The following is a 17,967-nucleotide window of genomic DNA, read 5'->3' as shown; positions in this document are numbered from 1 at the left end:
CTCCATGCCGATCATCCACCCCGCGCAGCCTGACTTCGCCTCGACAGCCGAGGAGAGGGTGTGGGAGCACCTGCGCGATCAGCTGCCGGACGATGCCGTGATGATCGCCGGGCAGCGCCTCACCACCGGCGGTGAGGAGATCGAAGCGGATCTGCTGGTGCTGTGGCCGGGAATCGGCATGGCGGTGATCGAGGTCAAGGGCGGCCGGATCTCCGTGCAGGAGGGGCGCTGGTATCAGGAAGACCGCAGTGGGCGGCGTGAGCTGAAGAAGTCCCCGATCGATCAGGCGCAGACGGCGAAGCATCACCTGATCGGCTACCTCAACAACGCCTCCTCCACACCCATCGGTCGCGCTGTGCACCTGGTGATGCTCCCCTACACGGAGCTGCCACCGGCATGGGAGGTGCCGGAGGCTCCTCGGGAGATCACGCTGGACGTCACCGACCTTCCGCGACTGGCGGATCGGATCGTGCACGCCCTGAATGCGCAGTCGCATATCGGTTACGCACCGCTGGATCCGACCCAGTGCAGCTATGCGGTCAAGGTCCTGCGCCGCACTCATCGCGCCATCGAGAACCATCAGCTGCTGGCCCGTGAGATCGCCGACGCCGGCAATGCACTCACCCGCGAGCAGGAGCGGGCGATCGCGCTGCTGCGCTTCCAGCACCGGGCGCAGATCATCGGCGGAGCCGGTTCGGGCAAGACTCATCTGGCGATGATCAAGGCCCGCACCCTGGCCCGGGAGGGATTCCGCACCGCCCTGCTCTGCTATTCGCGAGGGCTGGCCCGCCACTTCCAACTGCTCGCTGCGACCTGGCCCGAGGAGGAGCGTCCCGCCTATGTCGGCCTCTTCCACGAACTCCCGGTGCGTTGGGGCGCAGAGACCGAGGAGCAGTTCGACGGCGATCCCGCCACCTATTACGAGGAGCACCTGCCCCGCCGGCTCGCGGAGCTCGCCGCCGCTCAGCAGCCGCAGGAGCTGTTCGACGCGATCGTGGTCGACGAGGCGCAGGACTTCGCCGATATCTGGTGGGACGGGCTGCAGCCGTGCCTGCGGAGTCCTGCGGACGGTGTGCTCTTCGTCTTCACCGACGAGCACCAGAGCGTGTTCGATCGGGAGGGCCGCGCCCCGATCACCCTGAACCCCTTCCCGCTGGACGACAATCTGCGCAACACGAAGGCGATCGCCCGCACCTTCGCGCCGCTGACCCCGCTCACGCAGAACCCACGGATGGACGACGGTGCCCCGGTCCGCTATGTCCAGGCCGCCACGCAGGATGCAGTTCCCGCTGCCGACGACGTGGTCGAGCAGCTCATGGACGAGGGCTGGGAGCCGGGCCAGATCGCCCTCCTCACCACCCGCAGCCGCCACCCGGTCCAGAAGGAGCAGGTGGAGCAGTACGGCTATGACGGGTACTGGGATGAGTTCTTCGCCGCGACGGACGTCTTCTACGGGCACGTGCTGAACTTCAAGGGCCTGGAACGGCCCGTGGTGGTGCTCGCCGTGAACGGTTTCGGCTCCGCGGAGCGGGCTGCGCAGCTGCTGTACGTGGGCCTGTCGCGGGCACGTTCGCTCTTGGTCGTGGTGGGCGACGGGGGCGAGATCTGGGACGCTGGCGGCGGCGAGGTATGGGAGCGGATCAGCTCGCCCGCCTGAGCATCAGAGCGACACGATCAGCAGCGTCCCTGCGTAGACCAGTCCGGAGGCGATGAGCACGATCGTGGTGTAGCCGAGGATGTCGCGCATCTTCAGCCCGGCGATCGCCAGCAGCGGGATCGCCCAGAACGGCTGGATCATATTCGTCCACTGGTCGCCGTAGGAAACGGCCATGATGGTGATCGCCGGGTCCACGCCGAGCTCGGCGCCAGCATTGAGCATGATCGGCCCCTGCACCGCGAACTGCCCACCGCCGGAGGGGACGAAGAAGTTCACCAGGCCCGCCGCGAGGAAGGCGAACAGGCCGAAGGTGGTGGTGTTGGAGACCGACACGAAGGCATCGGAGAAGACCTGCACCAGCCCGGAGCCGACCATCATCCCCAGAATCCCGGCATAGAGCGGGAACTGCAGCAGGATCTCACCCACGTTGGAGGCGGCGTTCTTGGTGAGGTGGACCAGCTCGAAGGGGTTCTTCACCAGCAGCAGGATCAGGGCCAGGAAGGACCAGTTCACGGTGTCCAGGGTCAGGGTGCCGCCGCGGGTGAAGTGCAGCACCAGGTACGCCACCAGCGCGAGACCGGTCAGCCCGGTCACCAGGCGGCTCGCGTCGAGCCGGTCGGCCGGGGTCACGATCTTCTCCTGCCCGTCGTCCATCACGTCACGGGCGTCGATGGTCAGCTCCGTGATGGAGTCGCCCTTGCGCGGAGCGACCAGGAACAGGGCGACGGCGACGAAGAGGATCGTCACCACGGCGGCGATCATGTTCCATCCGGAGAAGACGGTCTCGGACATGGGGATCGTCTGCCCGCCCAGCGATTCTGCGAGGAACGAGCCCTCGGTCGCGGCGGTCAGCGGGCCGGAGGCCGAGTAGCCCATGTGCCAGACGACGAAGCCGCCGAAGCCCGCGGCCACCAGCATCGGGAAGTGGAGCTTGAGCCCGCGCTCGCGTCCCTGGTAGGCCACCTCGCGGGCCAGCAGACCGCCGACCACCAGGCCCAACCCCCAGGTGATGAGGGACGCCGCAGCCGCCACCACGAAGACGAAGACGTAGGCCGTCAGCTCGCTCTTCGGGATCGAGGCGAGAAAGGCCAGCAGCTTCCGCACCGGTCCGGTGTTGGCCAAGATGTGGCCCAGCAGCAGGATCAGCGCCATCTGGGTCATGAAGGCCAGCAGTCCGGCAAGTCCGTCTCCCCAGTGGACGACGAGATCGGCGGGCCCGGTGTCGGTGAGGAGCAGTCCGAGGATCGCGACGATGAAGGTCAGGACGATCGAAAACACCAGGGCGGAGGGGATGAAACGCTCCACCACGTGGTTCAGAGGGCGCATGGCGCGTGAGATCGCCGTGCCCTCCTTTCGGGGGCTGCGAGTTTCGGGCGCGCTGGACATCAGGGGTGCTCCTCGGGGAAGTGGGGCCGGTCGGCACTGCTCTGTGCCGGTGACGAGACCCTCAGCGGTTGTGGCGTGGACCACCATAGAACGAATCACGCGATGACGGGCCCCGGCATGCCGCCGAGGCCCGTCACAGTTCTGGATCCGCCGAGGTCACTCGACCTTCGTCAGCTCCGAGAAGTTGATGATGTAGTCCGGGGAGTCGATCGACATCACCTCGGTGAGGTTCGAGGCGTAGTAGCAGGTGTCATTCCCCTCGGTGCCCGATTTGAGGGTGCCGGAGAACGTCACCGTGTCACCGGGGGCGAGGGCCAGCGCCGAGTCGTACAGCTCTGTGCCCTGCTCGATGAGGGTGTTGTCGCTGATATCGGAGAGGGCGTTGTTCCAGGTGCCGATCTCGATGTCTTCCTCGATCGAGATCACCACGACGGCTTTGCCCTCGCCGTTCGCGTCGACCGTCACCACGGTCCCGATCCAGTTCTGCACGGCACCGTCGGGGACGGATTCGCACATCGCGTCGCTGCGCACGTTCAAAACATTGGCGACCTGCAGGTCGGTCTCTGCAGACTCAGCATCGGTGCGGCCCTGGGCGACAGCAGCAGACATCGCCTGCTGCGCAGCAGGAACGTCGGCAGCCGGCACCTCCTCCACGACCGGGGCTTCGACAGGATCCTCCGTCACCGGAGCCTCCTCCGTGACGGCAGCCTCCTCGACGGGGGCTTCCGCGACCGGGGCTTCCTCGACCGGAGCCTCCTCGCTCACAGGCGCTGCGTCGACCACCTCCTCGTCGACCACGTCGGCCGGGGCGGTCGCGACGACCTCCTCGCGCTCACCCGAGGCCTCGCCGCCGCCGCTGGTGGCGAGGTTGGCCCCGCCGAAGATCAGACCGATCACCAGCACGATCGGAGTGACGATCCATGCGATCTTCTTGTTCTTCTCGTAGCCGGCCAGCTGCTGGCCGGTGCTGTCCTTGCCACCGGTGAGCACGATGAGGAGCAGGTCGATGAGCGTCCAGAGACCGGCGCCGCCGCAGGTGATGAGCTTGAGGATGCCGAGTCCCACGAAGCCGCGGTAGAAGCGGTCGGCGCCCAGGAAGCCCAGGAAGAGCGCCAGCAGCCAGGCCACGACGAAGTCCTTCGGCGGCCGCTGCGCCGGGAGCTGGGTGCTGGGCCCGCCCTGGTAGGCGCCGGCAGCGAACTGCGGGGCGGCAGGGGCCGGCTGACCGCCGTAGCTCGGCTGACCGCCGAAGGCGGGCTGTCCGCCGTAGCCGGGCTGCTGCGGCGCAGGCGGATAGGGCGAGCCCTGTCCCGGGGTCTGGGGGCCGAAGCCCGGCTGCTGGGGGGAACCGCCATGAGGCGGAGGCGGGATCGAGGTCATCGAAGCTCCTTGAGGACAGCGGACCAGGGAGTCCGCCAGGGGTGAAAAGGTGGGGCCGATCGGGGTGGATCGCCGGTGATCCACCGGCCCTCCGAACAAGCTGCCTGAATCATCAATCACCGGTGCGACAGACGAACGCACCGCCTCTACGCGAAGGCTCACTGCGGGCGTTCTGTTCTCCCCGTCGCTCTCCCGGAGCACCGTCCACCGTGTCGAAGGATTCGTATGCTCCCCACCGCTCTCGACCGCGATCCACGCCTGGATCGACCGTGGCCCGCCCTGTGGTCCATCGTGCTGGGCTTCTTCATGATCCTCGTCGACACCACGATCGTCACCGTGGCGATACCGCGCATGCAGGCAGACCTCGGAACCGACCTCGCCTCGCTGCTGTGGGTGACCAGCGCGTATCTGCTCGCCTACGCGGTGCCGCTGCTGATCACCGGGCGTCTCGGCGACTGGCTCGGGATGAAGTCGATGTATGTGGCGGGCCTGGCGGTGTTCACCGCGGCGAGCCTGTGGTGCGGGCTGTCCGGCAGCGTCGAGATGCTGATCCTCGCCCGCGTCGTCCAGGGTCTGGGCGCGGGCATGATGACCCCGCAGACGATGTCCATGATCACCAGGATGTTCGCGCCCCAGGACCGTGGCCCGGCGCTCGCGCTGTGGGGTGCGACGGCGGGGGTCGCCACCCTGGTGGGGCCGATCGTCGGTGGCCTGCTGGTGGACGGGCCCGGCTGGGAATGGATCTTCTTCGTCAACCTGCCCGTCGGCGTCCTCGGTCTGCTGCTGGCCTGGCGGAATGTGCCCCGTTTCGCGCGGCGGGCGCACTCCTTCGACTGGCTCGGCGTGGTGCTCTCCGCCGCCGGGCTGTTCCTGCTGGTGTTCGGAATCCAGGAGGGCACCAGCTACGGCTGGGGGTCGATCACCGACTCCCTCAGGATCGGCTCGTGGGACACCCGGGTGCCGATCAGCGTCCCCGGCCTGATCATCGCCGGGATCCTGAGCATGGCGGCTTTCCTCCTCTGGCAGGCGCTGAACCGGCGGGAGCCCCTGGTGCCGCTGTCACTGTTCCGCGATCGGAACTTCTCCGTCGCCAACATCGCCATCGCCATGATGGGTGCGACCGTGCTCACCCTCTCCTTCCCCCTCACCCTGTACTTCCAGCGGGTGCTCGGGATGTCCCCCACCGAGGCCGCGCTGATGACGGCGCCGATGGCGGTGGTCTCCCTCGTCCTCGCGCCCGTGGTGGGCAAGAACATGACCCGGTACAACCCGCGTTGGATGGCCGTGGGCGGCTTCGCCTCGCTCACCGCGGGTCTGTTCTGGCTCTCCCTGCTCATGACGCCCGACGCCTCGATCGTGCTGCTGCTGATGCCCTTCCTGCTGGTGGGCCTCGGCAACGCGCTGATCTGGGGGCCGCTGTCGCTGACGGCGACCCGCAACCTGCCTCCGTCGCAGGCCGGAGCAGGATCCGGGGTGTACAACGAGACCCGCCAGGTCGGTTCGGTGCTGGGCGCAGCGGGGATCGCGACCGTCATGAGCGATCGCATCACGGTGCGCTTCAGCGAGGCGGTCGGAGGCGATCCTGGGTCGGCGATGTCCTCGGGAAGCGACTCGACGAGCGCGGACCTGCCGCCCTTCCTGCTCGCGCCCTTCGCCGCCGCCATGGCGGACGCGATGCTGCTTCCGGTCCTGCTGTCGCTGGTGGGCGTGCTCGTCTCCTTCGCGATCGGCAGGCCGGTGGACTCAGGGGCGTGGACAGAAGACGCCTGAGCGGGCCACCGCGCACAGGTGCCTGGTCAGCGTTCAGGAGGTGCGGCTTTCCACAGCCGCGGCACCTCAGCCACCGCCCCGCGCTCCGCCCGAATACAGTGGCCGGCATGACCTCTTCGCGCGCCGCCGATCCGCTCTCCGCACACCGCGAGGGCGAGGCCGGACAAGGGGATGCGGCGCTGGAGATCCTCTCGACGGTCTTCGGCTATGACTCCTTCCGGGGCGATCAGGCCGCGATCATCGATCAAGTCGCCCGCGGCGGGGACGCCGTGGTGCTGATGCCCACGGGCGGCGGCAAGTCGCTGTGCTACCAGATCCCCTCGCTGCTGCGCGAGGGCACCGGGATCGTGGTCTCACCGCTGATCGCGCTGATGAGCGACCAGGTCGCGGCGCTCGAAGCCGTCGGCCTCCGCGCCGCCTATCTCAACTCCACGCTCGACTTCCATGAAGCGCAGGCCGTCGAGCAGCAGCTGCTGGCCGGGGAGCTGGACCTGCTGTACATGGCGCCGGAGCGACTGGTCCTCCCCCGCACCCAGGACCTGCTGCGACGGGCGCGGCTGGCTCTGTTCGCGATCGACGAGGCGCACTGCGTCTCGCAGTGGGGCCATGATTTCCGTCCCGACTACCTGGGGCTGTCGGTGCTGGCCGAGGCGTTCCCCGCGGTGCCCCGGATCGCGCTGACGGCGACCGCCACCGAGGCCACCCACCGCGAGCTCACCGAGCGCCTGGCGATGCAGGAGGCGGAGCACTTCGTCTCGAGCTTCGACCGCCCGAACATCCAGTACCGCATCGAGCCCAAGGCCACCCCCCGCGAACAGCTGCTGCGGCTGATCACCACCGAGCATGAGGGCGAGTCGGGCATCGTGTACTGCCTGTCGCGCAAGAGCGTGGAGCAGACCGCTGAGGCGCTGGTCGCACGGGGTATCCCGGCTCTGCCCTATCACGCGGGTCTCGACGCGGCGGTGCGGCAGGACCATCAGGAGCGATTCCTGCGCGCCGACGGGCTGATCATGGTGGCGACGATCGCCTTCGGGATGGGGATCGACAAGCCCGACGTCCGCTTCGTCGCCCATCTCGACCTGCCCAAGTCCATCGAGGGCTATTACCAGGAGACCGGCCGCGCGGGCCGTGACGGTCAGCCCTCCACCGCCTGGATGGCCTACGGGCTGGGAGACGTGGTCAGCCAGCGCAAGTTCATCGACACCGGGGAGAGCAGCGAGCTGTTCAAGCGCAATGCCCGCGCGCACCTGGACGCGATGCTCGCCCTGTGCGAGACGGTCTCCTGCCGCCGCGTGCAGCTGCTGAGCTACTTCGGTCAGACAGCGGAATTCGAGAACTGCGGGAACTGCGATACCTGCCTGAACCCGCCGCAGACCTGGGACGCCACCGTCGCGGCGCAGAAGCTGCTCTCGGCCCTGATCCGGCTGGACCGCGAACGGGGCCAGAAGTTCGGCTCCGGGCAGGTCATCGAGGTGCTGCTGGGCAGGGAGAACGAACGCTCCACCCAATCCCGTCACCAGGAGCTGAGCGTCTGGGGCATCGGCAGCGAGCTCAGCGAGAAGGAATGGCGCACCGCGATCCGCCAGCTCCTGGCGCGCGGCATCGTGGACGCCGAGGGTGACTACGGGGTGCTGATCCCCGGCTCCCAGGCTGGGCCGGTGCTGCGCAACGAGGTCGCTGTCGAACTGGCCGTGGATCGCACGCCGGCCCGACCCGCACGTTCCCGCTCCGCGCGCGGCGCCGCTGGGGCCTCTCGAGCGGCCGAGAGTCTCGAGCCAGCGCAGCGGGAGCGCTTCGAGGCGCTGCGCGCCTGGCGCACGAGCGTGGCGAAGGAGAAGCAGATCCCACCGTACATGGTGTTCTCCGACGCCACTCTGGTGGGGATCATCGAGGCCCGCCCGGACTCGGTCGCCCAGCTCGGTGCGGTCAGCGGCGTCGGCGCGAAGAAGCTCGCCGAATACGGGGAGGCTGTGCTCGCGGCACTGCCCGCCTCCTGACCTGCCCGCCCCTGGGCATCATCCGCCACTCGGTATTATCGGTCCTACTGACCAGCATGATCTTCGGGGGAACCACTACGACCGCGCCGTCACCGATGCCCGGAGCGCCGTTCGCGCCTCAGCCTCAGCCCGAGTCAGGGAAGAAGCACCGTCGCCTCCTCGTAGGCATCCTCGCTGGAGCAGGCTGCCTGCTGATCCTCCTGGTGGCGTTGGTGCTGGTCATCGTCCTGGTGGTGCGTGGCGTGGGCGGTGCCGGGGGCGGAGGCGCGGAGCCGAGCGCCGCGGACCTCACCCCCGAGGAGCAGTCCACGGCACTGGTCACGGACTACTTCGCGGCGCTGTCCGCCGGGGACGCGGTCACCTCCCTCGAGCTGCTGCCTCCGATGGACGAGGCCGACGGCGTCCTGCTGCCCGTCGAGGCCTACTCCACGGCGCTCGAGCGCGCGCCCGTCTCCGATGTCGTGGTCGGCACCCCGGAGCTCGATGGCGGCCTGATCAGCGGTACGGTCCCGGTCACCTTCACCGTCGGGGGCGTGAGCGTCTCGGATGAGTACTCGGTGCATGACTACGACGACGATGGCGTCATCGAGCTGACCAGCACCTCCTCGAACCCGGTGGGGGCGTACGGGCTCTCCGGGCTCGGCATGACGCTCAACGGCGTCGAGGTGACCGACGGGCAGAGCCTCTACCTCCTGCCCGGTGGGTACGAGGTCGCCTACTCGCTCGAGCTCTTCGCGCCCTCCTCCACCGATCCGGTGATCATCGGCGAGCACTTCGTCTCCCCCGAATGGCCGGAGCCCCAGCTCACCGAGGAGGGACTGACCGCATTCCGTGGCGCCGTGCAGACGGCGGTCGATGGTTGCCTCGCCCAGACCACGCTCGAGGCCGGCTGCGGCACCGACACCCTCCCGGCCTCCACCGACGATGGCTGGACTCTCACCGAAGGGACCGTGCGCCGCACCCTGCCCGAGGACACCCAGCGGACCATCGACACCATGGAGACGACTTCGAGCTACGACGAGCCCACCTATGTGGAGGGCGAGGTGGTCGGTTCCCTCGACACCGAGATGGATTGCACCAAGGACGGTCAGGCCGGGGTCTGCGAGATGTGGCTCGGCGGCGGGATGAGCGTCCCGCACGTCGACATGGCTGATCCTGAGCTCCCGGTGACCTGGAGCTGAGCGGAGGTCGCCTGTCATACGCCTGCAGGAGACTGTTCGCATGAGCTTCGAATGGGTACGCGGCATCTGCCCCCGCTGCGGCAGCGACCAGGTGCTGCACAGCATCATCGGGATGCCCTTGGCGGAGGCCTACCACTCCTCCCCTCCGTGGGTGCGCTGGGAGGGCTGTACGGGGTTCGGCCCGGACCGCGAGTGCCAGAGCTGCGCCTACTCCTGGTGGAGCCACGACGTCGGCCTCGCCGAAGGTGAAGAGGAAGAGGAAGACGACGACGATGAGACCGAGGATCTGCCGCCCCTGCGCGTGGTCGGCGCGGTAGTCGTCGATGGGGACCGGATCCTCGCCGCGCGGCGCGCGCCGGGGAAGAACGCCGCCGGGCTCTGGGAGTTTCCCGGCGGGAAGATCGAGGCCGGAGAATCTCCGCAGCAGGCTCTGGCGCGCGAGCTGCGTGAGGAGCTCGGCGTCGAGGTCGAGGTGGGATGGCTGATCGGCCGCGGAGAGGCCGTCGTCGGCGACCGCCCCCTCCACCTGGACTGCTACTGGGTGCGGCTCCGCGGCGCCCTGCCCACCGCAAGCACCGACCACGACGCCCTCAAATGGCTCACCCGCGCACATCTCGCCGAGCGGGACTGGGCAGAGCCCGACGAGCCGATCCTCGAGCTGATCCTGGACGGAGCCGAGCCCGTCTTCTCCCCGTCCTGACTATCCTCAGCGCTCGGTGCCGCGCCCCCATTCCTCGGCGAAGGCCTCCCGTCGCTTCTCCTGCTCGATCGGGTCCGGCACCGGCAGCGAGGCGATGAGCTTGCGCGTGTACTCGTGGGTGGGTCGCTGGAGCACGTCCGGGCCGTGGCCGTCCTCGACCAGGTCGCCGCGGAAGAGTACCCCGATGCGATGAGCCAGGGAGTCCACCACCGCGAGGTCGTGGCTGATGAACAGGGCGGCGAAGCCCAGCCGCGTCTGCAGCTCGCGGAACAGTTCCAGCACCGTCGCCTGCACCGAGACGTCCAGCGCGCTGGTCGGCTCGTCGGCGATCAGCAGTTCGGGTTCCAGCACCAGGGCGCGGGCCAAGGAGATGCGCTGGCGCTGGCCACCGGAGAGCTCGTGCGGGTATCGCTCGGCGTAGGCACCGGGCAGCTCGACCGCCTCGAGCAGGGAGCGCACCCGCGTTCCCCGCTCGGCGGGGCTCAGCTGCTGCTCATGCACGATCAGCGGTTCGGCGATGCACTGCTCGATGGTCAGGTGCGGGTTGAAGGAGGTCGCCGGATCCTGGAACACGAACCCGATCCGTCGGCGCAGTGGCTTGAAAGCCTTCTCCCGCATCCCATTCATCTCGTGCCCCAGCACGCTGAGGCTGCCGCCGGTGGTGCGCTCGAGGCCCGCGATCGCACGGCCGATGGTGGTCTTGCCGGACCCGGACTCCCCCACCAGGCCGTACACCTCGCCGGCACGGATCTGGAAGTCCACACCCTTGACCGCCCGGAACGCGGGCTTGCCTATCCGGCCCGGGTACTCGATGACGAGGTCCTTCGCCACTACCACGGGAGGAGCGGCCTCGATCTCCTGCTGCTGCTCGGTGCTCAGCGCGGTCCACGCGGAATGGCGTCCCAGGTGCGGCACCGCGGCGAGCAGCTTCTGGGTGTACTCCTCACGGGGGCTGGCGAACAGCTCCCGCACCCCGGCCCGTTCGATGATCTGCCCGTGGTACATCACCGCGACGGAGTCAGCGAGATCCGCGACCACCCCCATGTTGTGGGTGATCACGATGATCGAAGTGCCGTGACTCTCCCGGATGTCGCGCAGCAGACCGAGGATCTCTGCCTGCACGGTGACGTCCAGCGCAGTGGTGGGCTCATCCGCCACGATCAGCTCGGCGCCCAGGGCGAGCGCCATCGCGATCATGATGCGCTGCTTCTGCCCGCCGGAGAACTCATGGGGGTAGCGGTCGATCCGCTCGGCGGCGTCGGGGATCCCCACTGATTCGAGCGCGCGGATCGCTTCGGCGCGGATCTCCTTCTTGGTGATCTTCGGGCGGTGCGCGCGCAGCCCCTCGCCGAGCTGCCACCAGATGGGGAAGACCGGGTTCAGAGCGCTCGAGGGCTCCTGGAAGATCATCGAGACGTCTTCGCCGCGCATCGCGCGCAGCTGCGCCCCGGACAGTCCCACCAGATCGGTGCCGGAGATGATCACCGCCCCAGAGGACTCCGCCGTCTCGGGAAGCAGTCCCAGCACGGCGCGCGCCGTCACGGATTTCCCCGATCCGGATTCGCCGACGATCGCGAGGATCTCCCCAGGGGCGACCTCGAGGCTCACCCCGTCGACCGCGTGGACGTCACCCCCGTCGGTCGCGAAGTGGACGTCGAGATCGCGGATGGCCAGGCGGGGGTCCTGGTCCGGTGTGGCCGGGTTCTGCGTGGCGGTCATGCCGTCACCTGCTTCTGCGCATTCCTGCGCTGCCTGCGGCGCCCGCGACGGGTGCGCAGGCGCGGGTCGTTGAGGTCGTTGATGGATTCACCCACGAGGGTCACGCCGAGCACGGCCAACGCGATCGCGAGGCCCGGGAACATCCCGGTCCACCAGATCCCGCTGGTCGCATCGGCCATCGCGCGATTGAGGTCATATCCCCACTCGGAGGCGCTGGTGGGCTCGATCCCGAAGCCCAGGAACCCCAGCGCCGCGAGCGTGAGGATCGATTCGGAGGCGTTCAGGGTGAAGATCAGCGGCAGGGTGCGAGTGGCGTTGCGCAGCAGGTGCGTGCCCATGATGCGGCGATGCCCGGTGCCGACGACCTTCGCGGCCTCGACGAAGGGCTCTGCCTTCAGCCGCACCACCTCGGCGCGGATCACGCGGAAGTACTGCGGGATGAACACCACGGTGATCGAGATCGCGGCGGCCGCGATCCCGCCCCAGGCGTTGGACTGCCCGCCGGAGATCACGATGGACATCACGATCGCCAGCAGCAGGGAGGGGAAGGCGTAGACCGCATCGGCCACCATCACCAGCAACCGGTCCAGCCACCCTCCGACATAGCCGGAGAGCAGACCCAGGGCCACCCCGATGAACAGGGAGGCGGCTACCGCGCAGGCCATGACGGCGACAGCGGTGCGGGTCCCGTAGATCACCCTGGAGAGCACATCGAAACCGGTGACAGTGGTGCCCAGCGGGTGGGCGGCCGAGGGTGGCTGCTGGGTGCCGAAGCGGGTGCCGTCCACCGAGGTCTCCGCGAAACCATAGGGCGCCAGAAGCGGGGCGAACAGGGCGGTGAGCAGCAGGATGCCGACCAGCACAGTGCCGGTGAGCAGCATGCCGCGCTGCAGGCCGACGCTGCTGCGCAGGTGGCTGATGACCGGCAGGCGCAGGTACCAGGGGGTGTCCCGTCGGGCGGCGACGGCACCCGCCTCAGCGGCCAGTGCGGTCGCGGCGGGATCGGTCTCACCGACTGGCTCGGGATTCGAGAGCGTCATCGCAGTTCCTCACTCATCTCAATATCTCACTCGCGGGTCGATGAGCGCGGCGATCACGTCGACCACGAAGTTCGAGACCGCGACGATCACGGCGAGCAGCATGACGATGCCCTGCACTGCCACATAGTCGCGGGCCTTCATGTACTCGGCGAGCATGTAGCCCAGGCCGTTCCACTCGAAGGTGGTCTCGGTGAGCACCGCGCCGCCGAGCATCAGCGCGACCTGCATGCCCATCACGGTGATGATCGGGATCAGCGCCGGTCGCAGCGCATGCCGGGTGGTCAGCCGGCTCTCGGACACGCCGCGGGAGCGCGCCGATTCGATGTACTGCATGTCCTGCGTGCCGATCATGTTGGTGCGCACCAGGCGCAGGAAGATGCCGCCGGTGAGGATGCCCAGCGCCACGGCCGGCAGGATCGCGTGACGGACCACGTCACCCAGCAGCTCCATGTCACCCAGCCGCAGCGCGTCCAGCAGGTAGAACGGAGTGGGATTCAGGATCTTGCTCATACTGATCTGCCCGCCGGTGGACAGCCTCCCCGCCACCGGCAGCCAGCCCAGGCCCACCGAGAAGACGAGCTTCAGCAGCAGCCCCACGAAGAACACGGGTGTGGCGTAGCCGAGGATCGCGAGGATCCGCAGCATCGCGTCAGGCCAGCGGTCCCGGGTGCGGGCCGCGATCATCCCCAGCGGGACGCCCAGCAGCAGCGCGACCACGAGGGCGTAGACGACCAGCTCGAAGGTGGCCGCACCGTAGGTGGTCAGCACCTCGGAGACCGGGGTGTTGTCGGAGTAGGTGGTGCCGAAATCTCCGCGCAGCACTCCGCCGAGATAGTCGAAGTACTGCACGATGAGCGGCCGGTCGTAGCCGGCGGCCGCGCGTCTCTCGGCGAGCTCAGCGGGGGTGAGGCGGCCGCCGAGAGCCGCAGTGAGCGGATCTCCGGTGATCCTCATCAGGAAGAACACCATCGTCATCAGGATGAAGATGGTGGGGATGATGAGCAGGAAACGGACCAGGATGTAGCGGCCGAGCCCGCCCCCCGACCCTCGCGTGCGCGGGCGTCGGGGGGCTGCGTCGACCTCGGGCTCGAGGGTGGTGCTCACTTCGAGATCGGCGAGATGCGGAACTTGAACGAGGAGTCCAGGGTGACGCCCTGGACCGCTGCGGTGGAGACCGCGATCTGCGCGCCCTGCAGCAGCGGCAGGGTCGAGATCTCCTCGGCCACGAGATCCTGGATCTCTACGAACAACGCCTCGCGCTCCGCCGGGTCCTGGGTGCCGCGCTGGGTCGAGATGAGCTCGTCGACCTTCGGGTCCGAGTAGTGGTTGACCAGGAAGTTCTCCGTGGCGAAGAACGGTGAGAGGTAGTTGTCCGCATCTGAATAGTCCGGGAACCAGCCCAGCTGGTACGCCGGGTAGACGTCGGTGGTGCGGTCCTTGGAGTACTGGACCCATTCGGTGGACTGGAGGTCGACGGCGAACAGTCCGTCGGCTTCGAGCTGGCTCTTCACCGCGGCGTATTCATCACCGGAGGAGGCGCCGTAGTGGTCGGGGTTGTACTGGAGGCTGAGCTGCACCGGGATCTCGACGCCCGCATCCTCGAGCCGTTTCCGGGCGCGCTCGGCGTCGGGGCCGCCGGCACCGTCGCCGTAGAGGTCCTGGAACTGAGTGCCGGAGCCCGGCAGCCCCTCGGGGATGTACGAGTAGAGCGGCGTGTAGGTGCCGTTGTAGACGGTCTCAGAGATCGCGGTGCGATCCAGCAGGTCCGCGGCCGCCTGGCGAACGGCCTTCGCCTTGGCGGGGTCCGGATCCTCGGTCGCCTCGCCGTAGGGATTGGTCTTCATGTTGAACACGATGTAGCGGATCTCGCCGCCGGGGCCCTCATGGACGGTGACTCCGTCATCGGTCTGGAGGTCGGCGATGTCGGTGGCGGACAGCGAGCGCCACACGCAGTCGATGTTGCCTTCCTGGATGTCCAGCTTCATGTTGTTCTGGTCCGCGTAGTAGGACATCACCACGCTCGAGGTGGCGGGCGTGCCGAACAGGCCCTTGTACTCCGCGAAGGCTTCGAAGGTGACCAGCTCGTTGATCTTCCAGCTGGTGATCTTGTACGGGCCGGAGAAGGCGTCGGCGGCGACGATCTCGTTGTCCGGCAGCACGGCGTCGGCGGGGAACACCTCCGCATCGACGATCGGCCCCACGGGGCTGGTCAGCACATAGGGGAAGGTCTGATCGTTGGGTTCCTTGAGGTGGAACTCGACGGTGAGGTCATCGATGACCTCGACCTTCTCCAGATTGCCCAGCAGGCTCGAGGGACCGTTGGGGTCCGCGATCGCGAGCTGGCGGTCGAAGGAGTGCTTGACGTCCTCGGTGGTCAGCTCGTGGCCGTTGGAGAAGGTGAGGCCCTCTTGGAGCTTCACGGTGAAAACGGTGTCGCTGGTGAACTCCGCGGTCTCGGCGAGGTCGGGCTCGGGCCGGCCGTCCTCGGAGCCGATCGAGGTGTTCAGCAGGTAGGAGTAGCACTGGGTCCACACGGTGGAGGAGCCGTTGTCGTAGGCGGCCGCAGGATCCAGGGCGGTGACCTTGTCGGTGGTGCCGACGGTCAGCTCGCCGCCGCCTCCTGCGTCGGATCCGCCGGAGCCGGAGCCGCCGTCCTCGGTGGTCTGTGCGCAGGCGGTCAGCAGCACGGGCACGCCGGCCATCGACAGCAGCACAGCACGGCGCCTGGGGGTGAAAGCAGCATCGAACATCGGATCCTCCTGGGGGTGAGGGAGGCGCCGCAGAAGCCACGGCGTCGTGGATGGGGCCGTCACATGTGACGTGAGGCACCGCTGGTTCCCCGCAACTTAACAGCGTCCTACTGCAAGACCTACGCACCGCTTCGGCATGGCGTCCCCCGTGACTGAACCGTGACCAGCCCTTCAGGCCAGGTTGCTCAGGCGTCGTTCCACCACCGCAGCACCCTCAGCCCCTGCAGGGTCAGCCAGGGCGAGGGCTCGCCGACGGGCACGTCGACCTCGAACCAGACCGCCCCGGGCAGCGAGTGCTGCTGCAGCCAGGTGCCGTCGCTCTGCTGAGCAGCCTGGACCAGCTCCGCCGCCTCCTGCATCCGCGGATCGCGCCGATCGGCGAGCCGGAGATGGTCCAGGGCGCGCAGGGCGGAGTAGATGTGCCGCGGCGGATACAGGAAGTGGTCCACCCAGGGCCCTACCAGCTCGCCCGTCGTGCGCCGCCGAGTCAGGTTCCGCTCGAGCAGGTACTCCTCCCCCGCTGCCCGGGCCGCGCGGGTCGCCTCGGTGCCGCCGGTGGCCTGCTCGTGGAGCAGCAGGGCCCGCAGCGCGTTGAGCGTGGAGTGGAAGCTCGCTCGGTGCGAGCCGTTCTCCCACTCGCAGTTCCATCCGCCCTCCTCCAACTGATGGGAGAGGAACCAGCTCACGAGCGGCTCGACGTCGGCACCGAGCCACAGGCCGTTGGCGAGCGTCATCGCATTGATGCAGACATCCGACTCGCCTCCCCAGTACGGCAGGGTCGGGTCGTGCTCCCAGCGCGCATGCTCGGCGAGCCTATCGGCGGTGCCCCGCGCACGCAGCGGAGCAGCGTCCATGCCCCACTCGCGCAGGGTGGTGAGAGACCAGGTGGTCGCGGTCCACGGCTGGCCAGGCAGGTCCTGATTCGCGGGATCCTCGAAGAAGCCGGCGGGGAAGAATGCGCCGCCGGCCCACATCCCGGTGACCGGGTCCTGGTGGGCGAGCAGCGCGGCACCGAACCCCTCCTGGGAGATGCGGGCACGGGTGGCCTGCCAGGTCCCCTCCGGGGCATCGAGCAGATCGCGCTGCACCTGCCAGCGCAGCGCGGGGTCGGTGTCCAGGAGCCAAGGGATCACATCATCAGGGGTCATTGCTCGATCCTCCTCGCGAACTGCCGCGCGGACAACCCCGCGCCCGGCCTAGGGTGCGCTCATGCTCCGTCCCTTCACCGCCGGAATCGTCTCCGGTCTGGTCGCCTTCACCAGCTCCTTCGTGGTGGTGCTGACCGGGCTGCACGGGGTGGGCGCCTCAGCACAGCAGGCGGCCAGCGGACTGCTCGCGGTGAGCATCGGGATGGGCCTGGCCTCGATCCTGCTCGCCTCGTGGACCCGGCTCCCGATCACGATCGCGTGGTCGACACCGGGCGCGGCCCTGCTGGCCACCACCGGCGCAGTCGAGGGCGGCTGGCCCGCCGCCATCGGCGCCTTCCTCCTGGTAGGTGTGCTGGTGGTCCTCACCGGGCTGGTGCGTCCGCTGGGACGGCTGATGGCCCGCATCCCCACTTCGATCGCACAGGCGATGCTGGCCGGAGTGCTGCTGCAGCTGTGCCTCGGTCCGGTGCTCGGGGTGGCGGCGAATCCGCTCGCGGTGTTGCCGGTGGTCCTGGTCTGGGTGATCGCCCAGCGGGTGGCTCCGCGCTGGGCCTCCCCGCTCGCCTTCGTCGCCGCCGCGGTGGTGATCGGAGTGGAGATGGCCAGGTCGGGGGTGAGCCTGGCCTCGATCCCGCTGCAGCCGGTGGTCGAGCTCACCGCACCGGCGCTGACTCTCGGCGCAGTGCTGGGGATCGCCCTGCCTCTGTATCTGGTCACGATGGCCTCGCAGAACGTGCCCGGGGTCGCGGTGATGAAGGGTCTGGGCTACGAGGTGCCGTGGCGGCGCACCATGGTGGTGACTGGGCTCGGGAGCCTCGCGACGGCTCCAGCAGGAGGCCATGGGATCAACCTGGCCGCGATCACCGCCGCGCTGGCCGCTGGTCCGGAGGCCGGGGAGGACCGGGATCGGCGCTGGATCGCGAGCGTCACCTCGGGGGTGCTGCTGGTCCTGCTCGGGCTCGGCGCCGCCGCCTGTGCGCAGCTGATCGCGCTGGCACCCGTGGGCGTGATCCCGGCGGTGGCGGGCCTGGCGCTGATCGCGACCTTCGTGGTCTCCCTGCGCGCCGCCCTCGAGGAGCGCTCCGAGCAGCTGCCGGCCGGAGTGACAGTGCTGATCGCAGCGTCGGGCATCTCCGCGGGAGGGGTCAGCGCGGCGTTCTGGGCACTGCTGGTCGGTCTCGCGCTGCGGGCCCTGCTGCGTCCGCGCAGTCGTCGACAGCACGGCTGAACGGTGCAGAG

General features: G+C 68.7%; 13 protein-coding genes. 6 read left to right on the top strand and 7 right to left on the bottom strand.

The window, feature by feature from the left end; all coding sequences use genetic code 11:
* Positions 1 to 4: 4 nt before the first annotated feature.
* A complete protein-coding gene (locus ABD893_RS10630; protein WP_345079502.1) occupies positions 5 to 1,657 on the top strand; it encodes an NERD domain-containing protein in 1,653 nt (550 codons plus the stop codon).
* A gap of 3 nt (positions 1,658 to 1,660) precedes the next feature.
* Here ABD893_RS10630 and ABD893_RS10625 read toward each other — a convergent pair whose 3' ends face one another.
* Both ABD893_RS10625 and ABD893_RS10620 read right to left on the bottom strand, forming a co-directional pair.
* Positions 1,661 to 3,043, bottom strand: a complete 1,383-nt coding sequence (locus tag ABD893_RS10625; RefSeq protein ID WP_345079499.1) for a short-chain fatty acid transporter — start codon at positions 3,041 to 3,043, stop codon at positions 1,661 to 1,663.
* Positions 3,044 to 3,199: 156 nt separating this feature from the next.
* Positions 3,200 to 4,423 (bottom strand): TM2 domain-containing protein, encoded by a 1,224-nt coding sequence (locus tag ABD893_RS10620; protein ID WP_345079496.1) that lies wholly within the window; start codon positions 4,421 to 4,423, stop codon positions 3,200 to 3,202.
* A 225-nt stretch (positions 4,424 to 4,648) separates the two neighbouring features.
* On the opposite strand from ABD893_RS10620, the gene ABD893_RS10615 reads away from it, so the two are divergent.
* The 4 genes from ABD893_RS10615 (at position 4,649) to ABD893_RS10600 (ending at position 10,071) form a co-directional block, all read left to right on the top strand.
* Positions 4,649 to 6,193, top strand: coding sequence for a DHA2 family efflux MFS transporter permease subunit (locus ABD893_RS10615; protein ID WP_345079493.1), 1,545 nt, complete (start codon positions 4,649 to 4,651; stop codon positions 6,191 to 6,193).
* Positions 6,194 to 6,300: 107 nt separating this feature from the next.
* The gene (gene recQ, locus ABD893_RS10610) at positions 6,301 to 8,190 is read left to right on the top strand and encodes a DNA helicase RecQ (protein ID WP_345079488.1); all 1,890 of its coding nucleotides are present in this window, start codon (positions 6,301 to 6,303) and stop codon (positions 8,188 to 8,190) included.
* A 56-nt stretch (positions 8,191 to 8,246) separates the two neighbouring features.
* Positions 8,247 to 9,371: a hypothetical protein gene (locus tag ABD893_RS10605; protein ID WP_345079485.1), complete on the top strand. Its 1,125-nt coding sequence runs from the start codon at positions 8,247 to 8,249 to the stop codon at positions 9,369 to 9,371.
* 40 nt (positions 9,372 to 9,411) lie between these two features.
* Positions 9,412 to 10,071 (top strand): (deoxy)nucleoside triphosphate pyrophosphohydrolase, encoded by a 660-nt coding sequence (locus ABD893_RS10600; RefSeq protein ID WP_345079482.1) that lies wholly within the window; start codon positions 9,412 to 9,414, stop codon positions 10,069 to 10,071.
* Positions 10,072 to 10,077: 6 nt separating this feature from the next.
* Here ABD893_RS10600 and ABD893_RS10595 read toward each other — a convergent pair whose 3' ends face one another.
* The 5 genes from ABD893_RS10595 to ABD893_RS10575 form a co-directional block, all read right to left on the bottom strand.
* Positions 10,078 to 11,790, bottom strand: coding sequence for an ABC transporter ATP-binding protein (locus ABD893_RS10595; RefSeq protein ID WP_345079479.1), 1,713 nt, complete (start codon positions 11,788 to 11,790; stop codon positions 10,078 to 10,080).
* Entirely contained in the window at positions 11,787 to 12,830 is a 1,044-nt protein-coding gene (locus ABD893_RS10590; protein WP_345079476.1) for an ABC transporter permease, read from the bottom strand. The genes ABD893_RS10595 and ABD893_RS10590 overlap by 4 nt, the downstream gene beginning before the upstream one ends.
* Before the next feature lie 18 nt (positions 12,831 to 12,848).
* Entirely contained in the window at positions 12,849 to 13,934 is a 1,086-nt protein-coding gene (locus tag ABD893_RS10585; RefSeq protein WP_345079473.1) for an ABC transporter permease, read from the bottom strand.
* Positions 13,931 to 15,580 carry an ABC transporter substrate-binding protein gene (locus ABD893_RS10580; RefSeq protein WP_345079470.1) on the bottom strand — a complete coding sequence of 550 codons (1,650 nt, stop codon included), beginning with the start codon at positions 15,578 to 15,580 and terminating at the stop codon, positions 13,931 to 13,933. Before ABD893_RS10580 ends, ABD893_RS10585 begins: the two co-directional genes overlap by 4 nt.
* Before the next feature lie 185 nt (positions 15,581 to 15,765).
* Positions 15,766 to 16,728: a squalene cyclase gene (locus tag ABD893_RS10575; protein WP_345079467.1), complete on the bottom strand. Its 963-nt coding sequence runs from the start codon at positions 16,726 to 16,728 to the stop codon at positions 15,766 to 15,768.
* A 61-nt stretch (positions 16,729 to 16,789) separates the two neighbouring features.
* Between ABD893_RS10575 and ABD893_RS10570 the strand changes: the two genes are divergently transcribed.
* A complete protein-coding gene (locus ABD893_RS10570) occupies positions 16,790 to 17,956 on the top strand; it encodes a benzoate/H(+) symporter BenE family transporter (RefSeq protein WP_345079464.1) in 1,167 nt (388 codons plus the stop codon).
* The last annotated feature ends 11 nt before the right edge of the window (positions 17,957 to 17,967 follow it).

The organism is Brachybacterium paraconglomeratum (assembly GCF_039541415.1).
Taxonomy (GTDB): Bacteria; Actinomycetota; Actinomycetes; order Actinomycetales; family Dermabacteraceae; genus Brachybacterium; species Brachybacterium paraconglomeratum_A.
This window is presented reverse-complemented; position numbering and strand designations above follow the sequence as displayed.

Coding starts and splice junctions, on each gene's coding strand:
- ABD893_RS10625 (WP_345079499.1), bottom strand. CDS start 3,043: ATGTCCAGCGCGCCCGAAACTCGCAGCCCCCGAAAGGAGGGCACGGCG.
- ABD893_RS10600 (WP_345079482.1), top strand. CDS start 9,412: ATGAGCTTCGAATGGGTACGCGGCATCTGCCCCCGCTGCGGCAGCGAC.
- recQ (WP_345079488.1), top strand. CDS start 6,301: ATGACCTCTTCGCGCGCCGCCGATCCGCTCTCCGCACACCGCGAGGGC.
- ABD893_RS10620 (WP_345079496.1), bottom strand. CDS start 4,423: ATGACCTCGATCCCGCCTCCGCCTCATGGCGGTTCCCCCCAGCAGCCG.
- ABD893_RS10595 (WP_345079479.1), bottom strand. CDS start 11,790: ATGACCGCCACGCAGAACCCGGCCACACCGGACCAGGACCCCCGCCTG.
- ABD893_RS10615 (WP_345079493.1), top strand. CDS start 4,649: ATGCTCCCCACCGCTCTCGACCGCGATCCACGCCTGGATCGACCGTGG.
- ABD893_RS10580 (WP_345079470.1), bottom strand. CDS start 15,580: ATGTTCGATGCTGCTTTCACCCCCAGGCGCCGTGCTGTGCTGCTGTCG.
- ABD893_RS10605 (WP_345079485.1), top strand. CDS start 8,247: ATGATCTTCGGGGGAACCACTACGACCGCGCCGTCACCGATGCCCGGA.
- ABD893_RS10575 (WP_345079467.1), bottom strand. CDS start 16,728: ATGACCCCTGATGATGTGATCCCTTGGCTCCTGGACACCGACCCCGCG.
- ABD893_RS10630 (WP_345079502.1), top strand. CDS start 5: ATGCCGATCATCCACCCCGCGCAGCCTGACTTCGCCTCGACAGCCGAG.
- ABD893_RS10570 (WP_345079464.1), top strand. CDS start 16,790: ATGCTCCGTCCCTTCACCGCCGGAATCGTCTCCGGTCTGGTCGCCTTC.
- ABD893_RS10590 (WP_345079476.1), bottom strand. CDS start 12,830: ATGACGCTCTCGAATCCCGAGCCAGTCGGTGAGACCGATCCCGCCGCG.